Source organism: Pseudoalteromonas sp. S2755 (assembly GCF_005886535.1).
Classification (GTDB): domain Bacteria; phylum Pseudomonadota; class Gammaproteobacteria; order Enterobacterales; family Alteromonadaceae; genus Pseudoalteromonas.
Genome location: NZ_PNDS01000027.1, coordinates 56,885 through 78,153, shown reverse-complemented (window position 1 = coordinate 78,153; position 21,269 = coordinate 56,885). Strand labels below are relative to the sequence as shown.

Genomic DNA, 21,269 nt, shown 5'->3' with positions numbered 1-21,269 from the left:
AAATCAAAAAGACGATGCACTAGTTGGTGCATCGCCTTTTTATTTCCTTGTTTTCTGTAATACCAATACGATCAGCCTCTACTCTGTGGCTGCCCTCCAACCAAGGCGCTCTGCTTCAGCGGCAGCAAATTGAGGTAAATCTGCGGCGATAAATTGTTTGTGCAGTATTTGCACACCAAGCAAATGATTGATCACGGCATCTAGTTGCACTTTGAGTGAATCATCGGCGTCTGGTGAATCATGTAACTCAAATAGCGTATTTACCGCTTCAAAGTCTAATAAACCTGCGGCTTCTACAGCTTGTCTAGATAAGTACTTATCAGCCAACACGCGCATTGCAGCCCACTTTTTCTCATCTGAGTGCGCCGGTGGTGCCATAAAAGCAAACTTTTCTCGCTCATACAGTACTTCTGGCAGCAATCCTTTCATCGCTTCGCGTAACACGTACTTTTCTTTACGATCTTTAATGCGATATTGCGGGGGAATGGTAAAGGCAAACTCTGCGAGGTGATGATCTAAAAAGGCAGGCCTTGCCTCCATCGAATTGGCCATGTCGACCCTATCACCGCCCCAAGTTAATATTTGCCCTTCAAGCATGGTTTTAATCCATACATACTGGGCTTTATCAAGTGGATGGCGAGACTCCAACATGGCATCATCTAAAGTCTCAGCGATTGCTTTGCCTGCGTCATAACCCGTGAGTATTCCTCTGTGTTCGGCGGCAACGAGTTGATGGGCAAAGTGACTGCATGACAGCCAAGGCTGCAAACAACTTGGTGTGAAACCAACCACCTCATCTAATGCTGCACTATCGTATTGCTCACGGGAAAGCATAGCCCCCTTAAACAACTTATTGCTGTCTTCCAGCATGGTTTGCCACTGAGCTTTTTCGGTGTCATCAAGTTCATCTAAGCCATATAAAAACAGGTCTTTTCTAAATGCGGGATAACCCGCAAAAAGCTCATCGGAGCCTTCTCCGGTCATCACAACTTTATAATTAGACTCGTTAACTTGCTGGCTCATCAAGTATTTCGCAACACCAAGCGTGTTATAAATGGTTCTTTCGGTATGCCATAAAGTTCGTTCAAAATGGCCATATAGCTCGTCACCGCTCAACGACATAATATGATGATCGGCCTTGGTGGCTTGTGCCATCTGTTTTGCAATCGGCGTTTCGTCGTACTCAGCACTATCAAAGCCTATGGTAAAAGCCTTAATTGGTGCTTGCGCCGCAGCTGAAGACAAACCCAAAATAGCGCATGAATCTATGCCACCACTTAAGTAACACCCTACCGGGACGTCTGCGGTGAGTCTCAACTGCACCGCTTCTAGCAGCTGTTTGCGCACGCCATCAATGTAGTATGCTTCATCTTTGCTATTTAAATACGCTTGCGCCTTCGGAAAGTTAACATCCCAATAAGGTCTATCTTCAATGCTAAAACCTTGTTCGCTTCTGGTGATACTAACAACATGTCCAGGTTTGATTTGATGTACATTCGCAAATGCCGTGCTGCCGGGCACCATGACTTGGATCAGTTGATGAAATAGGCCTTCACTTGAGAATCGGCGTTTAACTTTAGGGTTGGCAAACAGCACTTTCAGTTCTGAGCCAAACACAATTTCGTCTTCTGTTTGGGTGTAGTACAAAGGTTTAATACCAAAGCGGTCTCTAACTAAGTGCAACGTATCGGTTTGTTGGTCATACAATGCAAACGCAAACTCACCGCGCAGATGCGTCAGCATCTCATCAAGGCCAAGCTGCTGATATAAGTGCATGGCAATTTCTGAGTCGCTTTTACTTTGGAACCTTGCCCCTTTTGCTACCAGCTCAGCTCGGATCCGCGCGTAATCGTAAAATTCGCCATTGTGCGCCAACATTAGGCGCTTATCAGAACTTATAAAGGGCTGTCGACCTCGTTGCTCGTCAAGGTCGATTATCGACAGTCTGGCGTGACTAAATCCCACGCCAGCCATTTGTTTATAGCCAAAACCATCGGGACCACGATGATGTTGAATGGCTGCCATGTTTACCAATAATTGATTATCTATTTGTGTTTGCGCTTGCGTTGAAAAAATACCAGCAATTCCGCACATAATATCTCCCTAAACCACATCCATCACAGTACTGGCGCGCTGCACCATACAGGTCAATAAGGCTTGGCGTAAAAAGACGGCACCACGTGCCTGACTAAAATACCAATTGTGTGGCGTGGCATCTAAACTGGTGCACAGCTCTTCACCTCGAGCCAGAGGATGAAGCACTATCGCATCGGGCTTAAAGGGGGAGTCTGCGCTCAATTTAAACGACTTTCCATAGGTTTCGAAGCTTTCACCAACCCATGCAATTGAGTTGATATACACCACATCAAGCTCAGGCAAAACGGCGTTCAAGTCATGGCCGATAGACACCTTAACCCCCGCTTCCTCTAGCTGGGCTAATTGCTCGCTCGACACCGCTTCCTCGACACTCTCGTCGTAGAGCAGGAATATTTCGTCCACAATGCGCGGAAAATGCGTAAACATTTTCAGCAGGCTACGTACCGTACGCATTTGACTCGGCACGCCAATCACACCAATTTTTATAGGGCTAAAGGCTTCGCTGTCAGGGAGTAATAACGACGGCCGCCATTTGAAGATAGTGTAGAGATCGGACATCGCTTGTGTTGGGTGCTCATCAATGCCATTACCAGCGTTGATAATTGGAATGCGTAGGCTGTGGATCATCTCTTCAATAGACTCCACTGAGGTGTCACGTAAGACAACACAATCGCCATAATTATTGAACATCTCGGCGACATCCTGCAGCGACTCTCCTTTCGCAATGCCCGTTGAGGAACGATCGGTGATCGACATAATATCGCCCCCTAAGCGGTGCCATGCACTTTCAAACGACAGCCGGGTACGGGTGCTGGGTTCATAAAACGCACTGATCAAAATTTTGCCACTGAGCGGCGAGCTGAACCTTGCTGGATTACTTTCATATTTCGCGGCGAGGCGGAATAACTGGATCAGCACGTCTCGATCAAGATGGTCGACACTGATAATGTGCTTGTTCTCCAAACAATGCAGCCTGTCACCGTCTTCTTGTATCGCTCTGAGTAATGCTTTGGGATGTGCATCCCCGTAAACATCCGGCTGCGCTCGATTAAACTCTACTTGCTGCGCACTTACCATAACTGCCTCTTTTTAAAGTCAATAAGGAACATAACGACAAGGACAACAGGACATAAACAACTGAGCACTATGGCCAGCCAAATTAAACTAGAAAATGCGCCCAATGAGATCATACATCCTCCACTTTGCTTTGCGTGCCCAACGCTTGCCAATGGAATGATTGCTGACTAAAACGCCAAGCAATCACACAAATTAATAACGACACCGCACAAGAAACTAATGCAGCGACATAAAAACCAATATAAAAATACCCAATCAAACCTGATACCGTGCCAAACAACATAGCCCAGCCAGCGCTATTTCCCGTCATTCGCGCAAAGTACAAACCAAATACGATAGGCCAAATGGTGCTGGCGACGAAGGCACCAGCGAAGTTCAACAAGGCACCCAGCGTGGCGATTTTTGGTAAACACAAAAGCCAAGTTACTACACCTAAGATGACAATAATCCACTTAGCACTTTTTAAGCGTTCGCTATCGCTCGCCTTTGGTTTGATGTACTGCAGATAAATATCCTGATTGATGAGATCTGACGTTGCGGCGAGCAGAGAGTCCAAACTCGATGCTAGCGCTGAGAACACCACAATGAACAGAATGATCGAGCCGGTATAGCCGAGCACTTGGCTTGCAACCAAGGGTCCCACCATATCGGCGCTAGCGGGATACAAACCTAAACTCGGCGCTGCCAGCGCAATAAACCCAGTTACGATGGGGATCGGTAGCCACAGGAGTCCCGCGATAAAATACGCCTTTTTGCCCACCCCACCTTTAAATGCAAACGCCCTTGACCACCATACGTTGCTGTGAAAAATTTCTCCTAAACCAAAAAAGATATTGTTGAATAAAAACATCACAGCGGCAGGAAAAAGCAGGTCGAGTAGCTTGGGGTGGTCGCTACTGAGTTTTTGGTGAATTGGTTCAAGCCCAACATTCATCGCCACGACAATGGCAATTCCGACGACACCTGCCAAAATAATAATGGCTTGTAGAAAGTCCGTGGCGATCACCGCTTTTAGACCGCCAAAGAGCGTGTAGACCACACACATCAGCAGAATAATCGACATACCAAGGTGATAATCAAGGCCACTTAGGGTGTGTAGCAAGATGCCACCGGCCATGCCTAGGCTGACGAGCCAGCTCATGGCATACACGAAAGAGATCAGCAAAAAGACCCACCAAGTAAAACGCCCAAACCGCAACCGCATAAAGTCACCACTGGTGTAGCCGTGGGGTAGTAAAGTTTTGATGCGTTGACTAAGCGGCGCAAATAGCAGCAATCCGAATGCAGCACAGGCGTAGCCTATCATGCCCCAAATGCCAAACTGATAAGTGAGCTGTGGCGCAACTAAAGTGGTGTTACTGGTGACCCAAGTTGCCATCGCAGTGGCGCAAGCAAAGGCCAATCCGACATTCCTACCGGCCAGCGCAAATTCATTATGTGACTGCACGCGCCTGCCAATCCACCAGCCAAAAAATACCCATAGCAAAGCAAACGCTAGGGCGAGACCGAGCGCCAACGAAGCATTTATCATACGCTTTCCTTATCGTGCGCTTGCTTATTGCCTACCACAATCATTCCTACAAGCAGCACAAATAGACACAAGCCCAGTACAAACAGCACAAGCGCCAACGTTAACTGATGATGTTTGACTGAAAATGAGACCGACGTTTGTGCCGAGTTAGCAGAAGAGCTATCTAAGGTTGCGAGATAATCACCATCGGCCAAGCCACTAATGGTTACCGCTTGTTGAGTCGGCTGAAGCGAAAGGGAGAGGGAGTAAGGCTCTGAAAGATGTTGAATGGATAGCTGTGTTGATTGTTGTTGAGGTGGACCCGTACGCTCAATGTGCAGCGTAATAAACCCAGCAGTCACGACCTCATCGCTCACCCTCAGCGAGGCGGCAAGCCCATTACAGCTTGCAGCAACTAAGACTAAGGTTACTACTCGGGCGATCCACATCCTCATAATCCCTAACTGCGGTTATCCAAGCCTGAATTCACCGCAAGTATTGCTATCCACGTTATTCTAGTAGTAACAAAGACTAGCCCAAGGATCAAATTTGTCTAGTATAGACTCACCCAATTTCATCCTCACTTTACATTTATTCTTCTGTTTTTATTGCTCTTTTTTGAACACATTGCAGCAGTAAATTACTCCCAGCTTCGACATCATGCCAATGACTCCATTCATCTGGCGCATGGCTAACGCCGTTGAGTGATGGAATAAATATCAGCCCCGTGGGACACACTTCTGAAAAAAACTGGCTATCGTGACCAGCACCACTTGGCATGATTTGATAATTCAGTGACAAGGCCTCTGCCTGTTGGCTAATAAATTCAACCATCTCAGGTGTGCACTTCATTGGAGACAACCAACTCACCTGCTCGTATTCAAACATTAAATGGTGTTTCCGAGCGATGGCAGAAAGCGCTTTACGACAGGCAATTTCAAGGTTCTCCATCACCGTTTCGTCCATATCACGCGCGACGATGGTGAAATCCACCTCTCCAGCAATCGTATGTGCAAAACCCGGCTTTAATTCTGCCTTACCGACGGTGATCCTCGTGGTATCTGTGCCGTCCTCTGCAATAATGCGGTCTAACTGGTAGGCAAAATCAGCCAGTCCCATAAAGGCGTCGCTGCGCATCTCCATAGGTGCCGTGCCTGCGTGGTCGGCCTTCCCAATTAATTTCACCATCCATTTAAATACCCCTGAAATCCCTTCCACCACACCAATTTGAATGCCTTTTTGATCAAGCACAGGTCCTTGCTCTATATGTAATTCAAAAAAACTATTTATTTGCTCAGGTTCTAGCCTCGCATTCAGTGCATCCATAGGGTCTAACCCTTGCGCGCGCATGGCATCGCTAAGCATACAGCCATCCGCATCATGACTTGTGAGCAATTGATGAGGCGTTAATTTTCCAGTGAGCGCTTGCGCCCCGATCATGCCACCAAAACGCCCTTCTTCTTCACTGGTACCGATGACCCAAATCGGTCTATCTAATTGCACATTGTGCTCTTTTAAAATACGAATACACTCAAACCCCGCAATGACGCCCAAGGTGCCATCAAACATGCCACCTGCTGGTACACTATCGAGATGAGAGCCAATGATCACCGCGGGTTTTGCTACAACCTCCGGGCTGGTCATTTCAATAATCACATTGCCAGCGCCATCCATACGACTCACAAACCCTTCGCTTTGTGCGCATTCCATCAGCCATTTACGCGCTGCAAAATCCTCATTGCTAAAACCTTGGCGATAAATTCCCTTATCCTCATGGTTATAGCCGAACTCCGCGAGCGCAAATAAGGTAGACTTAAGACGTTCTAAATTTACTTGCATACTTTGCTCCTCAACGTTTCAGTCGCACCACTTCCCTGTATTTAACCTGAGATCAGATTCGCTATTTTAAACACTGACGTCCGACTGAGAATCTCTTTGCTTTAGCTTAGTTGAAAATTCGCGAATTTCAGCCGCTGTGATATGCTTTTAATAATTGGCTGCTGGTTAACAATGTTAGCTCAGATCATCGTGATGCGCTGTCAGTTCAGCACTCCCGAAATATGAGGATGCCTATGCGTAAAAAAATCCCCTTGTTCAATCGTTGTTTTTGGCTTCATATTGCTGGCATCGTCTTTGTAGGTCTTGGCTTTATCGGCATGGCACTGCCTGTTATGCCTACCACCATCTTTTTCATTCTCGCCCTTGCTTGCTTTACTCGTTCATCTCCCAAGCTAGAGAATTGGCTACTCAACCACCCAAAATTTGGCCCGAGTCTAGTTGCATGGCGACAACATCAAGTGATCCCCATAAAAGGCAAGGTTGGCGCTGCGGTTGGTATGAGTGTTGGTTTACTGGCTTTGAGTTTTAGTGGCGCACCTGTTTGGGTGATTTGGTCTGTCGCGATAACTGAGGCTGCAGTACTCAGCTATATTTTTACACGTCCATCAGCCATCCCTGTGGCGTAAAAAAGCAACACTTATAACAAACAAAATAAAAACAAGATAAATACATATACAACCCACCATTTACATTGAGTACCTTTTTGAGGTATACAGTTTGTTCTTGTAAAAGAAACAATAACAAGTTGAGATACCATGAAAATAAAAATAACTTACCTAGCCACTTTGCTAGGGTTACTACACGGCACAGCAAATGCCCAACAGGAATACCCTCTATTTCCTGGTGATCCACTCGTCGACCAGCAATGGCACTTGAAAAATACAGGGCAGAGCGCATTCTCTGATCGCGGCGGTATTGCAGGAGAAGACTTAAACCTCAGCCTTACCCATGCGCTTGGAATCATGGGAACTGGCGTAACCACCGCAGTCATTGATGGTGGTGTCGAGCTAACTCACCCTGACCTCATTGGCAACGTAAAACCTGGTTCATGGGATTTTCTCACTGACTCTCCTGATTTAAAACCAGCCAACAGTGGGGATAGCCACGGGACTGGTGTAGCAGGTATTATTGCCGCAAGCGCATTTAACGGTATTGGTGGCCGTGGTGTTGCACCAAGAGCAGGACTCGTCGGATTTAATTTACTCCAAAATGGTAACATGGAGAACTGGTTACAGTCTCACGGTATGTACTCTGACGGTTTCAATAAAGCTTCCTTTGATTTTCCTCGAGTATTTAACCAAAGCTATGGCCGTACCCTTTCATCGCCGCAGACATTCAATTATGACTTTTCTCCTTGGTTACAAACTTATGAAGAGGCTCAAGAAGAGATCACTACCACAAGTCATAGTGGCCGCGGTGCTATTTTCGTAAAATCTGCTGGTAATGGTTATCAAGTGCAAAGTTTTAACGCTAGCGGATTAGGTCCTGGCTACCTATGGTTCTCCAATCGCAACCATGGCTTACCAATGCAAAACGTTAACTTAGAGCGTATTGATACCAGCTACTGGAACTTAGTCGTCTCAGCGTACAATGCGGATGGTAAGCGTTCCTCGTATTCAACAGTAGGCTCTAGTGTGTTCGTCAGTGCGCCGGGGGGAGAGTATGGCTCAACAACACCAGCGATTATCTCAACCGATATCAGTGGCTGTGATTGGGGCAGAAACCCAGCGAACCTTCGTAATAGTTTACATGGTGGGCACCCGCTCGATCCAACCTGTGATTATAACGCGACTATGAATGGCACCTCTTCTGCAGCACCCAACACGACTGGTGCAATTGCGCTAATCATGTCTGCAAACCCCGCGTTAACTTGGCGCGATGTTAGACACATTTTAGCTTCAACAGCGCGTAAAATTGACCCAGACCAGCCGGGCGTTACATTGACCTTTAACAATGTAGCTGGTGAGGCACAACAATATGATGCTATCCCAGCATGGCAAACTAATGCGGCAGGGTATGACTTCCATACCTTCTATGGTTTTGGCGCCATTGACGTTGATGCGGCAGTAAATATGGCTCGTTTCTATAATGTGGACAGGGGTAATTTCACGATTACACCTTGGCAGCAAGTTAATGCGAATGTCACCATTCCTGACGGTAGCCTTGCTGGCGCAGAAAGCTCGCTACAAGTTGACAACGATGTCACCGTTGAAGCGGTACAGATCCGAGTGACCGGTGAGCATACCAGTACCCGTGACGTTGCAATTGAACTCATTTCTCCATCAGGTACTCGTAGTGTGTTAATGACACCAAGAACAGGTACAATTTCAGGACGTAATGGTTTTAACGATATGCAAATGCTATCACACCACTTCTACGGCGAGTCAGCACAAGGCCAGTGGACCCTTCGGTTAATTGATACCCAAGGTGAGGACGAAGCTTTTATCTTTGATCCACGTAACGGCGCTCCGGATATTCAAGCGGTGCATCGAAATAACGCACAAGATGGCGTGTTAACCTCTTGGCAAATTCGTTTTATTGGTCATAACTAAGGAGAACCACTATGAAAGCATTCGTTTTAACTGCCTTACTACTTAGTGGCCAAGCACTTGCGGCAAACGATGGATTAATTGAGTTAACTGAAGCGCCACAAGGTGCGGAAATAAAGATCAACAATCAATCATTTGTTTCACTTGAGGAAAGCAACACCACACTGGTTAAAGGGTTGAAACTACAATCACCAGTAACTGGGGAGGTGTATACCGTAACCGGTGAGATTATCGTTGAACACCTTACGATGATTAACGCCAATACTTTCGCTAGCGACAATAATCTAATTTTAAGCTACGTCCGTGGTAACCGAGCTATCTATCGCCACGCCGACGCACACACTGACCTCACAACTTTGAATGCATATTTACGTGTACAAGCAGGAGTACTGAGCACTCAGATAGGCTTACAGCTTGACGGTTTGGAAAGCGAGTAATACTTAGTAGAGAGGCTAAATGCCTCTCTACTGATTAGCCAAACGCTTTAAAAGCATCATCCAGCGGAGTATGCGCGATATGATTCACGTAGTTACTCATGACCTTTTGACTTAGCGCTAAGATAATTTCCAGCAGATTTTGTTTGGTATAACCTGCTGCAAAAAATGCTTTGGTTTGCGCATCGCTCAACTTGCCACGTTCGCGTAGCATTTCAAGTGTTGTTGCACGCAGCACTTCTAGCTTCTCATCGCCAAGTGGTGCTTGCTCACGCAGCGCTTTGACCAATTCATCACTTACTTTCATTGATTTTGCAATGGCAGCATGAGCTGGCACACAGTAGTGACACTCATGTTCTACATTAATCGCTTGCCACACCACAGTTTTTTCGTCGTTATTGAACGAGCTATTTAAAAAAGCCTCATGTAACACTTGATAACCGTGCAGGTGCTCTGGTGATTCCGCCATTACCCCATGAAGATTCGGAATACGTCCAAACGCTTGCTGGGACTTCTCAAGTAATGGTTTACCTTTTTGCGGTGCAGATTCTACGGTATGGATTGTAAAGTCAGTCATCAGTTGCTCCTCTTGGTGCATTTTGTATTGGTATAACCTGAGATCTAACAAACCTCAGGTTAACTACTCATTGGGTGCTAGACTAACCTTACTTGAATGACCATTCAAATAACTATTCGCTATAGTAAACACAATAACTGTCTAAATTAATATGAAATTTAATTAGCTACTGACTGGTCGAGCGCCAAGCCAGCAGCGTTGGGATCAAAAGTAAATTTTGTTCTCAGCGTAGTCGATAATGAGCTTATCATCGTTAAAGTTACTTAAACCCAGCAGGATAAACGGCTCATCTTTATATCCAAGCACCTCAAACACAGGCATATCCGATAAGTGGCTTTCGGTATTGATGATTTCCTTGCCTCCTAAGCTAAAGCGCAGTGATCCTATGGCCACCTTTTTAGTTGCTTGGTCGTTTAACCCGCGGCTGATATCTTCTTCGCCCAGCGTTAATGTTAGTTTATTGGCCAAGTGTGAGTTGATGTAATTGGTTGGAGCGCCGGTATCAAGCACGGCGTCTACTTCTACGCCATTAAAACTTGCTGTCAGCTTGATAAAATTGTTATCTATTTTAAAACTTTCACTCTCCAAGCCCTGTGTCACACTACTTGGGCAAGCCCCTTGATACAAACTCAGCTCATTATTTTTAAAATCAAACACATTACAATATTGCGACATATATCCATGCCCCAAAATTCCAGGCAAGACGCCTTCCACATCTAAGCGGGTCATATCTTTAAATACATAAGGAAGCGACTCTGCTGCTAAGTGGCCGACGCTGGTGTGGTCTATCGTTGCCAATACTAGCTCAGAGCTGCCACTTGCGCCTTGCACGTCCATTTTGCTTAGCTTATCTTCTGGCAAGGCAAGTGCTGCTTTCAGATTAACCGGTAAAATACCAACATTCGCAGCACTGTCTAAAATCATAGGATGGGTAACCGTATGGTTAAGCGTTGCCATCACATAGGCATGACCTTTCTCGGTATATTTCATCGGTAAGGTGAGCGATTGTGGCGCGGTAGACGCGGTGATCCCACAACCAACGGTGGTACATGCCAATGCTGATAAAATAATTGCTCTCATAATCTTGCTCTCAAACTGTTGATGTCGTTGTTGAGCTAACTATGCCGAGCAATTGTCAAGCAATTATCAAGTTAGTCGAGAAAACCTCAGCGAAAAGCTAGCGCCTTGATTTTCAGCACTGGTCGCGGTCAATGTCGCCCCCATCAACTCGGCAAGTTGACGGCAAATTGGTAAACCGAGCCCCAAACTGGATGTATCGTGGCGCGACCCCTGCGCACGATAAAAGCGCTCAAACACCTGCTCGAGTTGATTAGGCGACATACCTTGGCCGCAGTCAGCAACCGTAATCACCAGTTCATTGTCTTGATAGCTGAGCTGTAAGGTCACAACGCCACCATCAGCGCCATATTTAAAGGCATTATCTAATAAGTTCACCACTATCTGTCTGACTCTTCCGGCATCAAGCGTCACGCTCACATCTTCTTGAATATCTGCGTCCAATTTCACGCCTCGCGCTTCGGCCTGTGCTTGGTAACGCACTAAGGTCGATGTTAACAGCTCAGAGAGATTTACTCGTGTTGATGCCAACGTCAGCTGCTTTGACTCGGTTAATGACAACAAACACAGGTCGTCGATAATACGGTTAACGTTGTGAAGGTCTTGGGTTATCACCGCTAACTGAGCCTTATCCATCGGGACTATACCGTCTTCCATCGCCTCCAAGCGCGAACGAATGCCGTTAAGTGGTGTTCTAAGCTCATGAGATAAGTCGGAGTTCATTTGTTTATATTGCTGATGCAAACCTTGTAGCCAAGCCGCAAGATTATTGAAACTACTGATGATTTCACCCACTTCATCATGACGTTTTAGCGCTAAGCGGGTGTCTAACTCGCCCGACTCTATCGCCTTAAAGCTACGTTTGAGCTGTTTAAGTGGCGACAAAAAGTACCACGACCCCAACCAAGCAAGTAATGCAGCAATAATCGATAAGATGACCAAAGTAAGCATAAAATCATCCAGCATAGCTTGCTGCAGCGCTTCCTTTTCAAACGACCTATCTAGCAATACTTCAGGCAACCAAAACAACTCACTCTGTGGTGATAACACATATTGTGCCTCATTAAATTGCACCACAAACGCCGCAACACCGGGATGATGAATTGAAAATTGATGACCGGATTTGACCTGCTCATAGTCTATGGTGAGATCGGGGTTGAGGATCTTTACATCCGCTGTTGAGTTAGCATCTCGCCAAATAAATAGCTGCTCAGGAAAGGTTGATGCTAAAAACGTTAACGTCGCTTCTGGGCTTGCAAAGGTGTTGCCAGCCAATGCTTCTTCCACTAAGTCATCATCAAGCAATGAATGACCAAACGTTACCGCACTTTGCTTATTAAATGCTAAAAAAGTGCGCTCGGCTGAGTTTTTAGATAGTTGATAAAAGCTTCCGAGTAGCGCAAAGGTGCAAAGCGCCACAAGTAAGGTAAATTTGGTTTTTAGCTTCATGAAGACACCTTACGCGCAATAAATTGATAGCCTTGCCCGTAACGCGTGGCGATAAACTTGGGCTCAGCCTTGCTATCACCCAGTTTTTTACGAAGGTTTGCTAAATGAGTATCGACTGCCCGATCCGTAATAGGCGCATCACTTCCCCATACTTGTTCGATTAATTGCGCGCGGCTAAATACTTGTTGCGGCTGCTTGGCCATGGTCAGTAATAACTCGAACTCCACCGCCGTTAACGCTGGTGTTTGCTGTGTTACCGTCACCGATTTGCTCTCAAGGTTGATACTTAAGCCATCAAACAACAAAGCGGCACTCTGCTGACCGCGATAGCTACGTTTACATAGTGCCTTTGCTCTTGAGATCACTTCTCGTGGGCTGTAAGGCTTACATACATAATCGTCCGCACCAAGCTCAAATCCCTCAAGACGATCGGTTTCAGACACTTTGGCGGTCACCATAATGGTAGGAATGTTGCGCGCAACGGCGTCTTTAAGTAACTCACGGCCATCACCGCCGGGTAGCATGACATCTAAAATAGCGAGTTGAAATGTTAGGTTTTGTAGGGCTCGGTGGGCATCTGGGGCGTTATCGAAATGGACAACCTGCATATCCGCTTGTGCCAGATATAAATTTAATATCTCAGCACTGCTTGGGTCATCTTCTACATATAAAACTGTATATTGGTCAGACATAGGGAGGCGCTTTTTGTCCTGATTGTAATTATTAGATGTAAAATTGTGAAGCACAAAAGTCTTGGATAATCAGGCAAGAATGTTGGGGTTAATTGTGCGCGATAGGAAATATCGCTTTTTACCACTTTGGAGCGAGAAGAAACGTCGCAACTTTTGACTTTCTACTACGGCAACTTTTGCATGACCCTACATACTCTCTTTTCACCTGTACTGCAGTACAAAATATCGCCTTTTGGATTTTCGAATTTTAGGGATTTAGCATTAGAGAGAAGTGTACTCATATTTGAAATATTGACAGCCAGGTCATCTTTACAACTTTTGTCGCACTCCCCCAGCAAGAATCGGTATTCTTTTTGATATTCAAATGTTTGCCCCTTCACAGAAAGCGACTTCTCCATTATATCGTTAGAATATTTGATTGCGCCATGCTCAACTTTTAAACCAGTAATTTTCGTAATTGCGCTCACATACTTATCAATGTTTTGCGCGGGTAATAAAACAAAATAGGGACCAAAGTCTTTCAGCATTTTTTCAATACTATTCTCAAATTTGTTGTATTTCCCAATAATAGACCAACTTTGCAACCAGCTGTCAGACTGTTCTTTTAATGGATAAACCAACAAGCTTTTAATAGAGCCTAAATTTAAAACTTGACCATGCTCAGTATAAATTTCAGGAAATTCATGTCCACTATCTCTGCTCCAGTACCCTAAACACGACTCTGCTTGGTCACCCCGTCCGATTTCTTCGCATAACCTATAATAGTGAGGAGTTCTAAAAAGTACCGAGCCATTTTTAAAGCTCTCTAGATGCTCCCTACAGGAAAAAAACTTAATGAGTGAATATGCTGTTTGTTCCTCTATATTTCTCATAGCCGACTTTCTCCTAAACTGACTTTTTTTCTTCCCATTAGTATCCGCGCCAAACAAAGTCACTTCAATGCATCCACCGCCATCAGTAACCGCATGATATGAGAAGCATTGGTCACTCTGGCTGTGATTTGCACTTTTTCGCAATCACGGAAATCAAATGCTTTGAAACGAATATGCTCTTCCCCACCAGAGAAGGTAAATGCTTCATATTGAACATCTTTTTTGTTTCCAGAGAATTCATAACTCGTGACTTTCATAACCTTTCCTTAATAATGTCCCTAAGACACAAATAAGGTATCAAACATTTTTTGATCAATCAACAACTTTGTGTCTAAAAGACATTCAATGTTTATTTTTAACATAGGGATATTCAGTATATTTGCCATACTGGCTACAATTGTTTATTGTGTCCAAAAGACACAAACTAAAAATATCATGAGCCCTGATTACGATTTAACCCAATACCAAAACCCACTGTTCACGGTAGACAGCGTGTTATTTACAATTTTGCAGGACAGCTTAAAAGTGCTGCTGGTGAAACGCGCTAACGCTCCCTTTAAAGGCCGCTGGGGATTACCTGGAGGGTTTGTTGATGTTGAACTGGATGACAACACGGATATGAGCGCGTTGCGTAAGATCAAAGAGAAAACCAGTGTTGCCCCACAATACCTAGAGCAACTTCAGGCTTTTTCTGGGATCAACCGTGATCCGCGAGGCTTTAGTGTCACCTTGGTTTATTACGCCTTGATTTCACCTCAGCAAGTGGCAACGCAAATAGACTCGGTAGATGATGTGAGATGGGTGGATCTTAGCGAGATCCCAGATCTCGCCGTGGCTTTTGATCATAAACACATTATTGAAAAGGCCAAGGCAAGGCTGCAGCAAAAGGCGTTATATTCCATGATCCCGGTTTATTGTTTGCCAGATCAATTTACCATTGGACAACTCAAAACCGCCATCGAAGCCATTATCGCCAAACCCATTCAGCGCAAGAGCTTGGTAAGACGCATCGAAGCCTCAAACATGTTTGAAGCACTGGATGAAAAGGTAAAGTCAGGCGGACGTTTAGCGCAGCTCTATAAGCTAAAGCCTGATGTCGATATTGTGCATTTTGAGCGCAATCTGAGCTTAGGATAAAATGCGATTGTGCGGTGTTCATTACAGAGCTATCACTGCCCCTTGCAGATAATCAAGCTCCTGACACCGCATTTGCAGTAACTCAATAAAATCTCTGGTGTAAGTCGGTGGAGTTCGTTGATTTGGCCAAAGCGCGTAGATGTTGCGAGTAAATTGGCAGTCACCGATATAGCTAAATGCGGTTTGAGGTTGCGCTGCCAACGCTGCAATTTCTGTCATCGGCAAGACGCCAGCACCGTTAGCCGAGCCTACCAATTTACGCACTAAGGTAATATCACCCACATAAGAGACGTGACTAAACTGCGCCAGCAGTGCTCGCCACTCATCGGTTGCAGGCAGTTGCGATGCTTTAAAGGGCAAAAACAGGGTTTGTGTAGTCGCAATTTCCTTGGCGACCACCGCTCTTACCGCAATTTGCCCCAGCCGCTTTTGATAGACGCTTGAATCATCCAGCTCCCCAACTCGGACGGTTAAATCAAACCGCTTTTGGCTGAGTAAGGCCACACTATTAGCAGGCTCCACATGCAATTGGATCTCAGGATGCTGGGCCTGAAACGATTGCAGCGCATTATACAAAGGACCAATCATTAAGTTTTGCGGACATAACAGGTGAAAAGTGGACGCTTCTAGTGTTGATAGCGCCTCACTTTGCGCTTGCAAGGCGAGCAAAGACTCCGCCATTTTATCCACCACTGCCTGACCATGATTCGTTAATGTAAGTCCTCTGGCGCTACGCAGTAAGAGCGGATAACCGAGTTTCTCTTCCAGCGCTAACATCCGCTTAGATAAGGTCGGCGCGCCTATGCCAAGGTCTTCTGCCGCCTTGGCAAAACTTCCTCGGCGGCTTACCTCAACAAAGAGTCGTAAGTCATCTAGCATAGTTATCTCCGCAATCTTAGCTTTCCATTTTTGCCATTCTGATCGGCTGGCAACTCCCTACAATCATACCAACAGCCAGAGGAGGAAACATGCAAAAACTCATTTTTACATTACTGCTGTCATTGTGCCTGTCGTTTATGGTGTCTGGATGGGTTACGTACATCAATTTGGGATTAGTAGCGGACTTTACTACGCGATGGGCGCATGCCTTTGCCAATGCTTGGCCGGCCTCTTTCATCGCCGCCTATGTTTTATCAGCCCCAGTTACCGCCGTTACTAAACGCATTATGGAGAAATACCATGACCAACAGCCACAATAACGTCAACTTTATCGCCCATATCACACCTAAAACCGAGCACTATCAAGATTGTATTAACGCAATCCAAGAGATCTTGCCAGCCACTCGAGCAGAAGTCGGATGTTTACGCTTTGAACTTTATGAAAGTGAAAACCGCACCCAGCTTACCTTAGTTGAGCGCTTCATCGATCAAGCCGCGTTCGATTTTCATCACCAGCAAGCTTACACCAAACGGGTATTTACACTGTATCAAGGATGGTTGGCAAAAGCGGTGGATATTACCTCTTTATCGCCTGTAAGGTGATTAAAGTGAGGATCAACATAGAGTAAACTGAAAGCCTTGTTTAAGCATAAACAGCGAATAAATACTGCTTTTCCAGTTACTACTTCCGGAACTACTAAAGTTGCATTTAGGACTCACCCTAAATGCAACCCTTTTAGCTCATTTCTGACCCAGCCTTCAGATTAATTAATAAAATCAATAGTTGGTGCGTATATGATGCGCAAAGAGGTGGTAAACCCGTCAACGTCAATTTGATTATCACCTTCACTTTGATTCTTATGCCATTTTACATCTATAGTCATATATAGCTCATCTACAAATTCAAATTCATAGTAAGCACCATAATATATTGTTTGAAAGTTAAGGCTTCTTGATGTTGAGAACGAAGTTCCTGCGCTGAGTTCATTAAAAGGTGTGTTATCTGTGCGAAAACGCAAATCGGTAGTGAACTCATCCTCTATTTTAAATCCAGTTAAACCCAACAACAGTCCCCAATCCATTTGGCTATTTCTTGGATTCGAAAACCTTAGTTTTTTATATCCCCCTAGCAACGGTAGCCTAAAAGAGAAGTCATATTCCATTTTTATTGTTGATTCTAAGGTGGTTCTAAAAGCAGCCTCTCTGTCACTTATGTCATCTAGTTTTACAAACTGGACCGGAGTAGTTATTGATGAGTCTTCGCTAGATACAGGAACACTAATGCCTAACTCAACCCATGGCATTTTCGCCGCAACTTCAAAGCTTGGAAAGCTAGAGTTTGCAAAACTTTGAGTAAAGCTAGCTTTATTTACTCCACCAATAGCATCTGGGGTGAAAGGTGATAAATCAAGCACATTATTAGCGCGGTAGTTAATTTTAGGAGTATACGCATATGAAAAGCCTAGGCCTGCTTTAAACCGGCTTGTACTAATGTATTTATCAGTAAACAAACGTAGTTCCTTTTCAAAATCCTCTTTTCTGTAATTTAACTGTTCATCTGATGCGCTTGTATCATTCAGCAATAAGCTAGCCTTTACTATTATTGGCATCCTCGTTCTTAATTGATAACTGAGATTAGTGTTATAATGAATTTCGTCGGCATAGCTACTTGCACGCAGATCAGACGTCAGCTCTCTCATTCTACTAACAAATTTCTTATCTGGTAATTGACTTAGGTTGGCATCTAAAGTCAAAACATAATTATAAAGTAGATCCGTATCTATTGTCTTTTTCAGCAATAAGTAATTCACAAATTCAGCGCTCTGAGTAACCAACTCATCAGGTATATTTGAAACAGAGGCTATATTTAATATCCACTCGTAGGTAGTAATAGCATTTCTATCTGATTGATCTAACTCTACAGGAGTATTACTCTCATCAATCACTGATACCTTTTGCTTTCCTTTGTCTGTTATTACATCTGTTTTCCTCACCGGATCCTTGGCCTGTGATATATTACTGAATAGAATTAGCGAGATTGTTGATATGGCTATAAGCGTTTTCATGTTTTATCCTTCATAGTGATGAAAGATAAAAATAGTACAAAAAATAAACAAGTGTAAAATAGTGAAATCAATCGTAATTTAATTGATCTTTATTTACTATCTAAGGACCTTTTCTGATATTTAAAACATGACGTTTTTACGAACTGTGCTCTCGCTGATTGAATGCTTAACCAGATCAGTTTTCAGCTTTATATCTTCGATTATTCATGTCTTCATAAGTCGAAGAGCGCTATAGACCCCCTCTATAAGCCACAGCAACCAACCACACTGACACGACAATACTGATGAGTAATTAAGGAAAACAAATATGACGCAATTCTATTTTGGAGGTTGGTATAACGAGGTCACTCCAACTCACCTCGATGCCTTAAAACAAGCTTTATCTCGACAAGATAAGGCAAAGGTAGAAACCTTATCGGAAGCCCTGTTTGAAAGTTATTTGGATGTCACCGCAGCACTCACGAAAGCACAAGTGATTCAGTATGCCTACTTGATGGGTGATGAGTTGAGTGCGATAGAGCTCGATATTTGTATGGGAGAATTAGTTGATCATCACCACCCAAACGATATCAAAACGGCCTGTCGTCATTGCCTCGAACTTGGTATTGGTTTTCCATTCGCCGACTACTTTTTGATGGAAATGACGGCGAATCGCTCAGAGTTCGATATTGAGTTTTTTGAGCGCATCGTAGCCCCCTCTTTTGTGGAGCTGCGCAAAGCAGGCAAAATGTCTGTCACAGACAACTTTGCACTGATGTGCGAAGTTGTTTGTCGCCTTGATAAGTGTGAATATGGCGCGAATTGTTTAGAAAAGTTACTTAAAGACCCAGAACTCGATTTAAGTCAGCTAACCGAAAACGACTATACTGCGTGTTTAGATACCTGCCACTACGGCTACTTTCTCAAACCTGAACTGTTTCGCTTGTTTGTGAAGAAAGCGAATGGTCGCCAAGTAATCGAATCCACAACAGAATGGCAAGAATCGGGGGAGTACTTTCTTATCACCTATCAATTTAAGTCCATTTTCGGTGAAGCCAATGCATATTGTGGCGGCTGGGAAGAATATAAAGACAGTTTTACCGATGCCTTTATCGAACTAAAGCGCAGCAACTTAGTTACTCAAGTAGAACAACAAGTTATCGATTGCTTAGAAAGAGATGGTCACCATGATCTTGCCCAAGCTTTTATCACTGCGTAGTCAAGCTAGCTAAATAGAAGTACCTAAAGCAATGGAAGGTGCGCACACTTTCCATTGCAAAATAGCCAAGCTTAGAAGCTTAGCATTTTTTTAACATGACAAACTTGAGGTAATACATTTTTTTGCACCTCAAATTGTACTCTGTCGCCTTCAGAGATAGTCGCTGCGATGTTCGTTACTCTTTCAAGAATAGTAGGATCGCTGTAGCTTACAGTGCCATTCATTACGCAGCGGAACTTACGTCCATTAGAGTCTTGAGCATTAACAGTTAAATGGTTTTCGCTCACATTCATAGAGAAAGTGCCTGCTTGGCTATGGTTTAACACAACATCAGCAGTTTGGATGATCACACTACCATAATCTACTTCTGTGATTTTTACCTCAGCAGCAGAAGCCGACCCTGCAGATACACCTAGCGCTAAAACGGTTGCACCCAAAACTTTGTTCAATACTTTCATTGTATATTATTCCTTTATACATTTATTAAGTTCATTTATTAGAAAAGCCCTTGAAATTTAAGGCATTGCAAACCTAACACACAACAATTCTAAATAAAACAAAACAAGTTTAAATATTTTTTAACACGCTGCGTAGTTAGTTTAAGATTCAATTTGAACAAGCATAAGCAGACAGCATTACCGCATTAATAGCCCGGGGCACAGTATTCCCCGTTGCCGATATAATCGAAACTCTAGAAGAAAACGGCTACCACAGATAGTCAATAAGGTTAGTGTGAGCTCACCAACCTAAGTTCGGGTTAACCGACGTGAACAAATAATAGTGGGTGTTAGCGTTGTTTATCATCCTTGTAGAGCAAAATACGTTGTGAGGGCATTCAGCCCTGCTGTAAAGTTGAATAGTTCCGACTTGGCTCTATTGTTTCTAGATCAATTCACGTTTTAAATACATTTTCTCTGTGGAATTGCAGGTATGGTAAATGCTGTTTTTCAATCTTTAATGATTGACCTTTAGTAATTCCAAAAGCTGTAGAAGGCTCAAATTTACTTGAAATCAAAATCAGCCCATTATTGTTAAAACTTATTAATCCCTGATCAAATGCCTTATCTAAATTAGGTGTCAGCAACAGGCCATTAAACAAATCGAGTCTTTCTTTGTTATCGGAAACAGTCCAAGGTTTAATATGTGAAGCAATTAATAACTCAGTCTTATCGGCACCGCTTACAGCGCACTTTTTCCAATATGATATTAATGATTTTCTGAATTGTCCTTGCCCGCACCGAGCATCAATCAATTGCTTGCGTAGTGTTTCTTTAACACTAGAACGGTTAACATCATAAATATCAGCCAACAAACTCAATGGACCTATCACACTATGAGTAAACTGAAGCAATTCTTCAAACTCATAACTTTTCTCTATTTGCTCATCTGTTACAGACACTATTGTGAGAGGGGCCCTATTTTTATTAGGATCTAGCTTGTCGTATGCTAGGAGGCAGTTTGGATTTCCTGGCCGATGCTCAAAATGAGCGGGATCTTTGCTTGCTCGCATCAGCACGATACGGTGTCGACATATGTGACAGCGATACACTACTTTTTCCTTACGTTCATAATGCCGCAGACTTTCCACTGGTATACAGCGCCAAGCACCACAAATAAATGCTTCACATATTTCTTTGCCAAGTCCTAAAACAGTTTCTTCCATATCCTTTTCCTTGTGTTTAGTTAGAACGCGTTTATCTTTACAGTATAAAAGCAAACTGCATTTGGGTTGGCTATAATACTTCAGCCAAAAAACAAACAACTCCCCCAAATGCCCAGTCTAATGCTAACAGATGAAGAAAGAAGCCAATGACAC

Annotated in this window: 22 protein-coding genes; 7 read left to right on the top strand and 15 right to left on the bottom strand. The window is 44.1% G+C overall.

The window, feature by feature from the left end:
• Positions 1 to 78: 78 nt before the first annotated feature.
• The 5 genes from asnB to CWC03_RS05340 form a co-directional block, all read right to left on the bottom strand.
• Complete coding sequence (gene asnB / locus CWC03_RS05360) at positions 79 to 2,094, bottom strand: asparagine synthase (glutamine-hydrolyzing) (protein WP_138580877.1); 2,016 nt, start codon at positions 2,092 to 2,094, stop codon at positions 79 to 81.
• Positions 2,095 to 2,103: 9 nt separating this feature from the next.
• Entirely contained in the window at positions 2,104 to 3,174 is a 1,071-nt protein-coding gene (locus CWC03_RS05355; RefSeq protein WP_138580876.1) for an aspartate/ornithine carbamoyltransferase family protein, read from the bottom strand.
• Between the two features lie 109 nt (positions 3,175 to 3,283).
• Positions 3,284 to 4,705 (bottom strand): sodium:solute symporter family protein, encoded by a 1,422-nt coding sequence (locus tag CWC03_RS05350; protein WP_138580875.1) that lies wholly within the window; start codon positions 4,703 to 4,705, stop codon positions 3,284 to 3,286.
• Positions 4,702 to 5,133 carry a hypothetical protein gene (locus tag CWC03_RS05345; RefSeq protein ID WP_138580874.1) on the bottom strand — a complete coding sequence of 144 codons (432 nt, stop codon included), beginning with the start codon at positions 5,131 to 5,133 and terminating at the stop codon, positions 4,702 to 4,704. The genes CWC03_RS05350 and CWC03_RS05345 overlap by 4 nt, the downstream gene beginning before the upstream one ends.
• A 142-nt stretch (positions 5,134 to 5,275) precedes the next feature.
• On the bottom strand, positions 5,276 to 6,523 hold the full coding sequence (locus CWC03_RS05340) for a Zn-dependent hydrolase (protein WP_138580873.1): 1,248 nt from the start codon (positions 6,521 to 6,523) through the stop codon (positions 5,276 to 5,278).
• Between the two features lie 233 nt (positions 6,524 to 6,756).
• On the opposite strand from CWC03_RS05340, the gene CWC03_RS05335 reads away from it, so the two are divergent.
• The 3 genes from CWC03_RS05335 to CWC03_RS05325 all read left to right on the top strand — a co-directional run bounded on the left by CWC03_RS05335 (position 6,757) and on the right by CWC03_RS05325 (position 9,509).
• The gene (locus CWC03_RS05335; protein WP_138580872.1) at positions 6,757 to 7,149 is read left to right on the top strand and encodes a YbaN family protein; all 393 of its coding nucleotides are present in this window, start codon (positions 6,757 to 6,759) and stop codon (positions 7,147 to 7,149) included.
• A gap of 129 nt (positions 7,150 to 7,278) precedes the next feature.
• On the top strand, positions 7,279 to 9,075 hold the full coding sequence (locus CWC03_RS05330) for a S8 family serine peptidase (RefSeq protein ID WP_138580871.1): 1,797 nt from the start codon (positions 7,279 to 7,281) through the stop codon (positions 9,073 to 9,075).
• 11 nt (positions 9,076 to 9,086) lie between these two features.
• Positions 9,087 to 9,509: a serine protease external chaperone gene (locus tag CWC03_RS05325; protein WP_138580870.1), complete on the top strand. Its 423-nt coding sequence runs from the start codon at positions 9,087 to 9,089 to the stop codon at positions 9,507 to 9,509.
• A gap of 34 nt (positions 9,510 to 9,543) precedes the next feature.
• Here the strand turns inward: CWC03_RS05325 and CWC03_RS05320 are convergent, their stop codons facing one another.
• The 6 genes from CWC03_RS05320 to CWC03_RS05295 form a co-directional block, all read right to left on the bottom strand.
• Positions 9,544 to 10,083, bottom strand: coding sequence for a carboxymuconolactone decarboxylase family protein (locus tag CWC03_RS05320; RefSeq protein ID WP_138580869.1), 540 nt, complete (start codon positions 10,081 to 10,083; stop codon positions 9,544 to 9,546).
• A gap of 204 nt (positions 10,084 to 10,287) precedes the next feature.
• Entirely contained in the window at positions 10,288 to 11,163 is an 876-nt protein-coding gene (locus tag CWC03_RS05315; RefSeq protein ID WP_069021170.1) for a retropepsin-like aspartic protease, read from the bottom strand.
• 66 nt (positions 11,164 to 11,229) lie between these two features.
• The gene (locus CWC03_RS05310) at positions 11,230 to 12,609 is read right to left on the bottom strand and encodes a sensor histidine kinase (protein ID WP_138580868.1); all 1,380 of its coding nucleotides are present in this window, start codon (positions 12,607 to 12,609) and stop codon (positions 11,230 to 11,232) included.
• Positions 12,606 to 13,301: a response regulator transcription factor gene (locus CWC03_RS05305; RefSeq protein ID WP_138580867.1), complete on the bottom strand. Its 696-nt coding sequence runs from the start codon at positions 13,299 to 13,301 to the stop codon at positions 12,606 to 12,608. Before CWC03_RS05305 ends, CWC03_RS05310 begins: the two co-directional genes overlap by 4 nt.
• 164 nt (positions 13,302 to 13,465) lie before the next feature.
• Positions 13,466 to 14,173 (bottom strand): hypothetical protein, encoded by a 708-nt coding sequence (locus CWC03_RS05300; RefSeq protein WP_138580866.1) that lies wholly within the window; start codon positions 14,171 to 14,173, stop codon positions 13,466 to 13,468.
• A 59-nt stretch (positions 14,174 to 14,232) separates the two neighbouring features.
• Positions 14,233 to 14,430, bottom strand: coding sequence for a hypothetical protein (locus CWC03_RS05295; RefSeq protein WP_249313953.1), 198 nt, complete (start codon positions 14,428 to 14,430; stop codon positions 14,233 to 14,235).
• Positions 14,431 to 14,608: 178 nt separating this feature from the next.
• Here CWC03_RS05295 and CWC03_RS05290 point away from each other — a divergent pair, with 178 nt between their 5' ends.
• Positions 14,609 to 15,310: an NUDIX hydrolase gene (locus tag CWC03_RS05290; protein WP_010376576.1), complete on the top strand. Its 702-nt coding sequence runs from the start codon at positions 14,609 to 14,611 to the stop codon at positions 15,308 to 15,310.
• Positions 15,311 to 15,331: 21 nt separating this feature from the next.
• Here the strand turns inward: CWC03_RS05290 and CWC03_RS05285 are convergent, their stop codons facing one another.
• Positions 15,332 to 16,189: a LysR family transcriptional regulator gene (locus tag CWC03_RS05285; RefSeq protein ID WP_138580865.1), complete on the bottom strand. Its 858-nt coding sequence runs from the start codon at positions 16,187 to 16,189 to the stop codon at positions 15,332 to 15,334.
• Between the two features lie 89 nt (positions 16,190 to 16,278).
• Between CWC03_RS05285 and CWC03_RS05280 the strand changes: the two genes are divergently transcribed.
• Positions 16,279 to 16,509: a DUF2798 domain-containing protein gene (locus tag CWC03_RS05280; protein ID WP_138580864.1), complete on the top strand. Its 231-nt coding sequence runs from the start codon at positions 16,279 to 16,281 to the stop codon at positions 16,507 to 16,509.
• Entirely contained in the window at positions 16,490 to 16,792 is a 303-nt protein-coding gene (locus CWC03_RS05275) for a putative quinol monooxygenase (protein ID WP_138580863.1), read from the top strand. Before CWC03_RS05280 ends, CWC03_RS05275 begins: the two co-directional genes overlap by 20 nt.
• Positions 16,793 to 16,953: 161 nt before the next feature.
• On the opposite strand, the gene CWC03_RS05270 is transcribed toward CWC03_RS05275, so the two are convergent.
• Complete coding sequence (locus CWC03_RS05270) at positions 16,954 to 18,255, bottom strand: hypothetical protein (RefSeq protein WP_138580862.1); 1,302 nt, start codon at positions 18,253 to 18,255, stop codon at positions 16,954 to 16,956.
• A 307-nt stretch (positions 18,256 to 18,562) separates the two neighbouring features.
• Here CWC03_RS05270 and CWC03_RS05265 point away from each other — a divergent pair, with 307 nt between their 5' ends.
• Positions 18,563 to 19,453 carry a hypothetical protein gene (locus tag CWC03_RS05265; protein ID WP_138580861.1) on the top strand — a complete coding sequence of 297 codons (891 nt, stop codon included), beginning with the start codon at positions 18,563 to 18,565 and terminating at the stop codon, positions 19,451 to 19,453.
• A gap of 71 nt (positions 19,454 to 19,524) precedes the next feature.
• Here the strand turns inward: CWC03_RS05265 and CWC03_RS05260 are convergent, their stop codons facing one another.
• Together CWC03_RS05260 and CWC03_RS05255 are read right to left on the bottom strand one after the other, a co-directional pair.
• Positions 19,525 to 19,911 (bottom strand): hypothetical protein, encoded by a 387-nt coding sequence (locus CWC03_RS05260; protein ID WP_138580860.1) that lies wholly within the window; start codon positions 19,909 to 19,911, stop codon positions 19,525 to 19,527.
• A 434-nt stretch (positions 19,912 to 20,345) separates the two neighbouring features.
• Positions 20,346 to 21,116, bottom strand: a complete 771-nt coding sequence (locus CWC03_RS05255) for an HNH endonuclease (RefSeq protein WP_138580859.1) — start codon at positions 21,114 to 21,116, stop codon at positions 20,346 to 20,348.
• Positions 21,117 to 21,269: the final 153 nt, after the last annotated feature.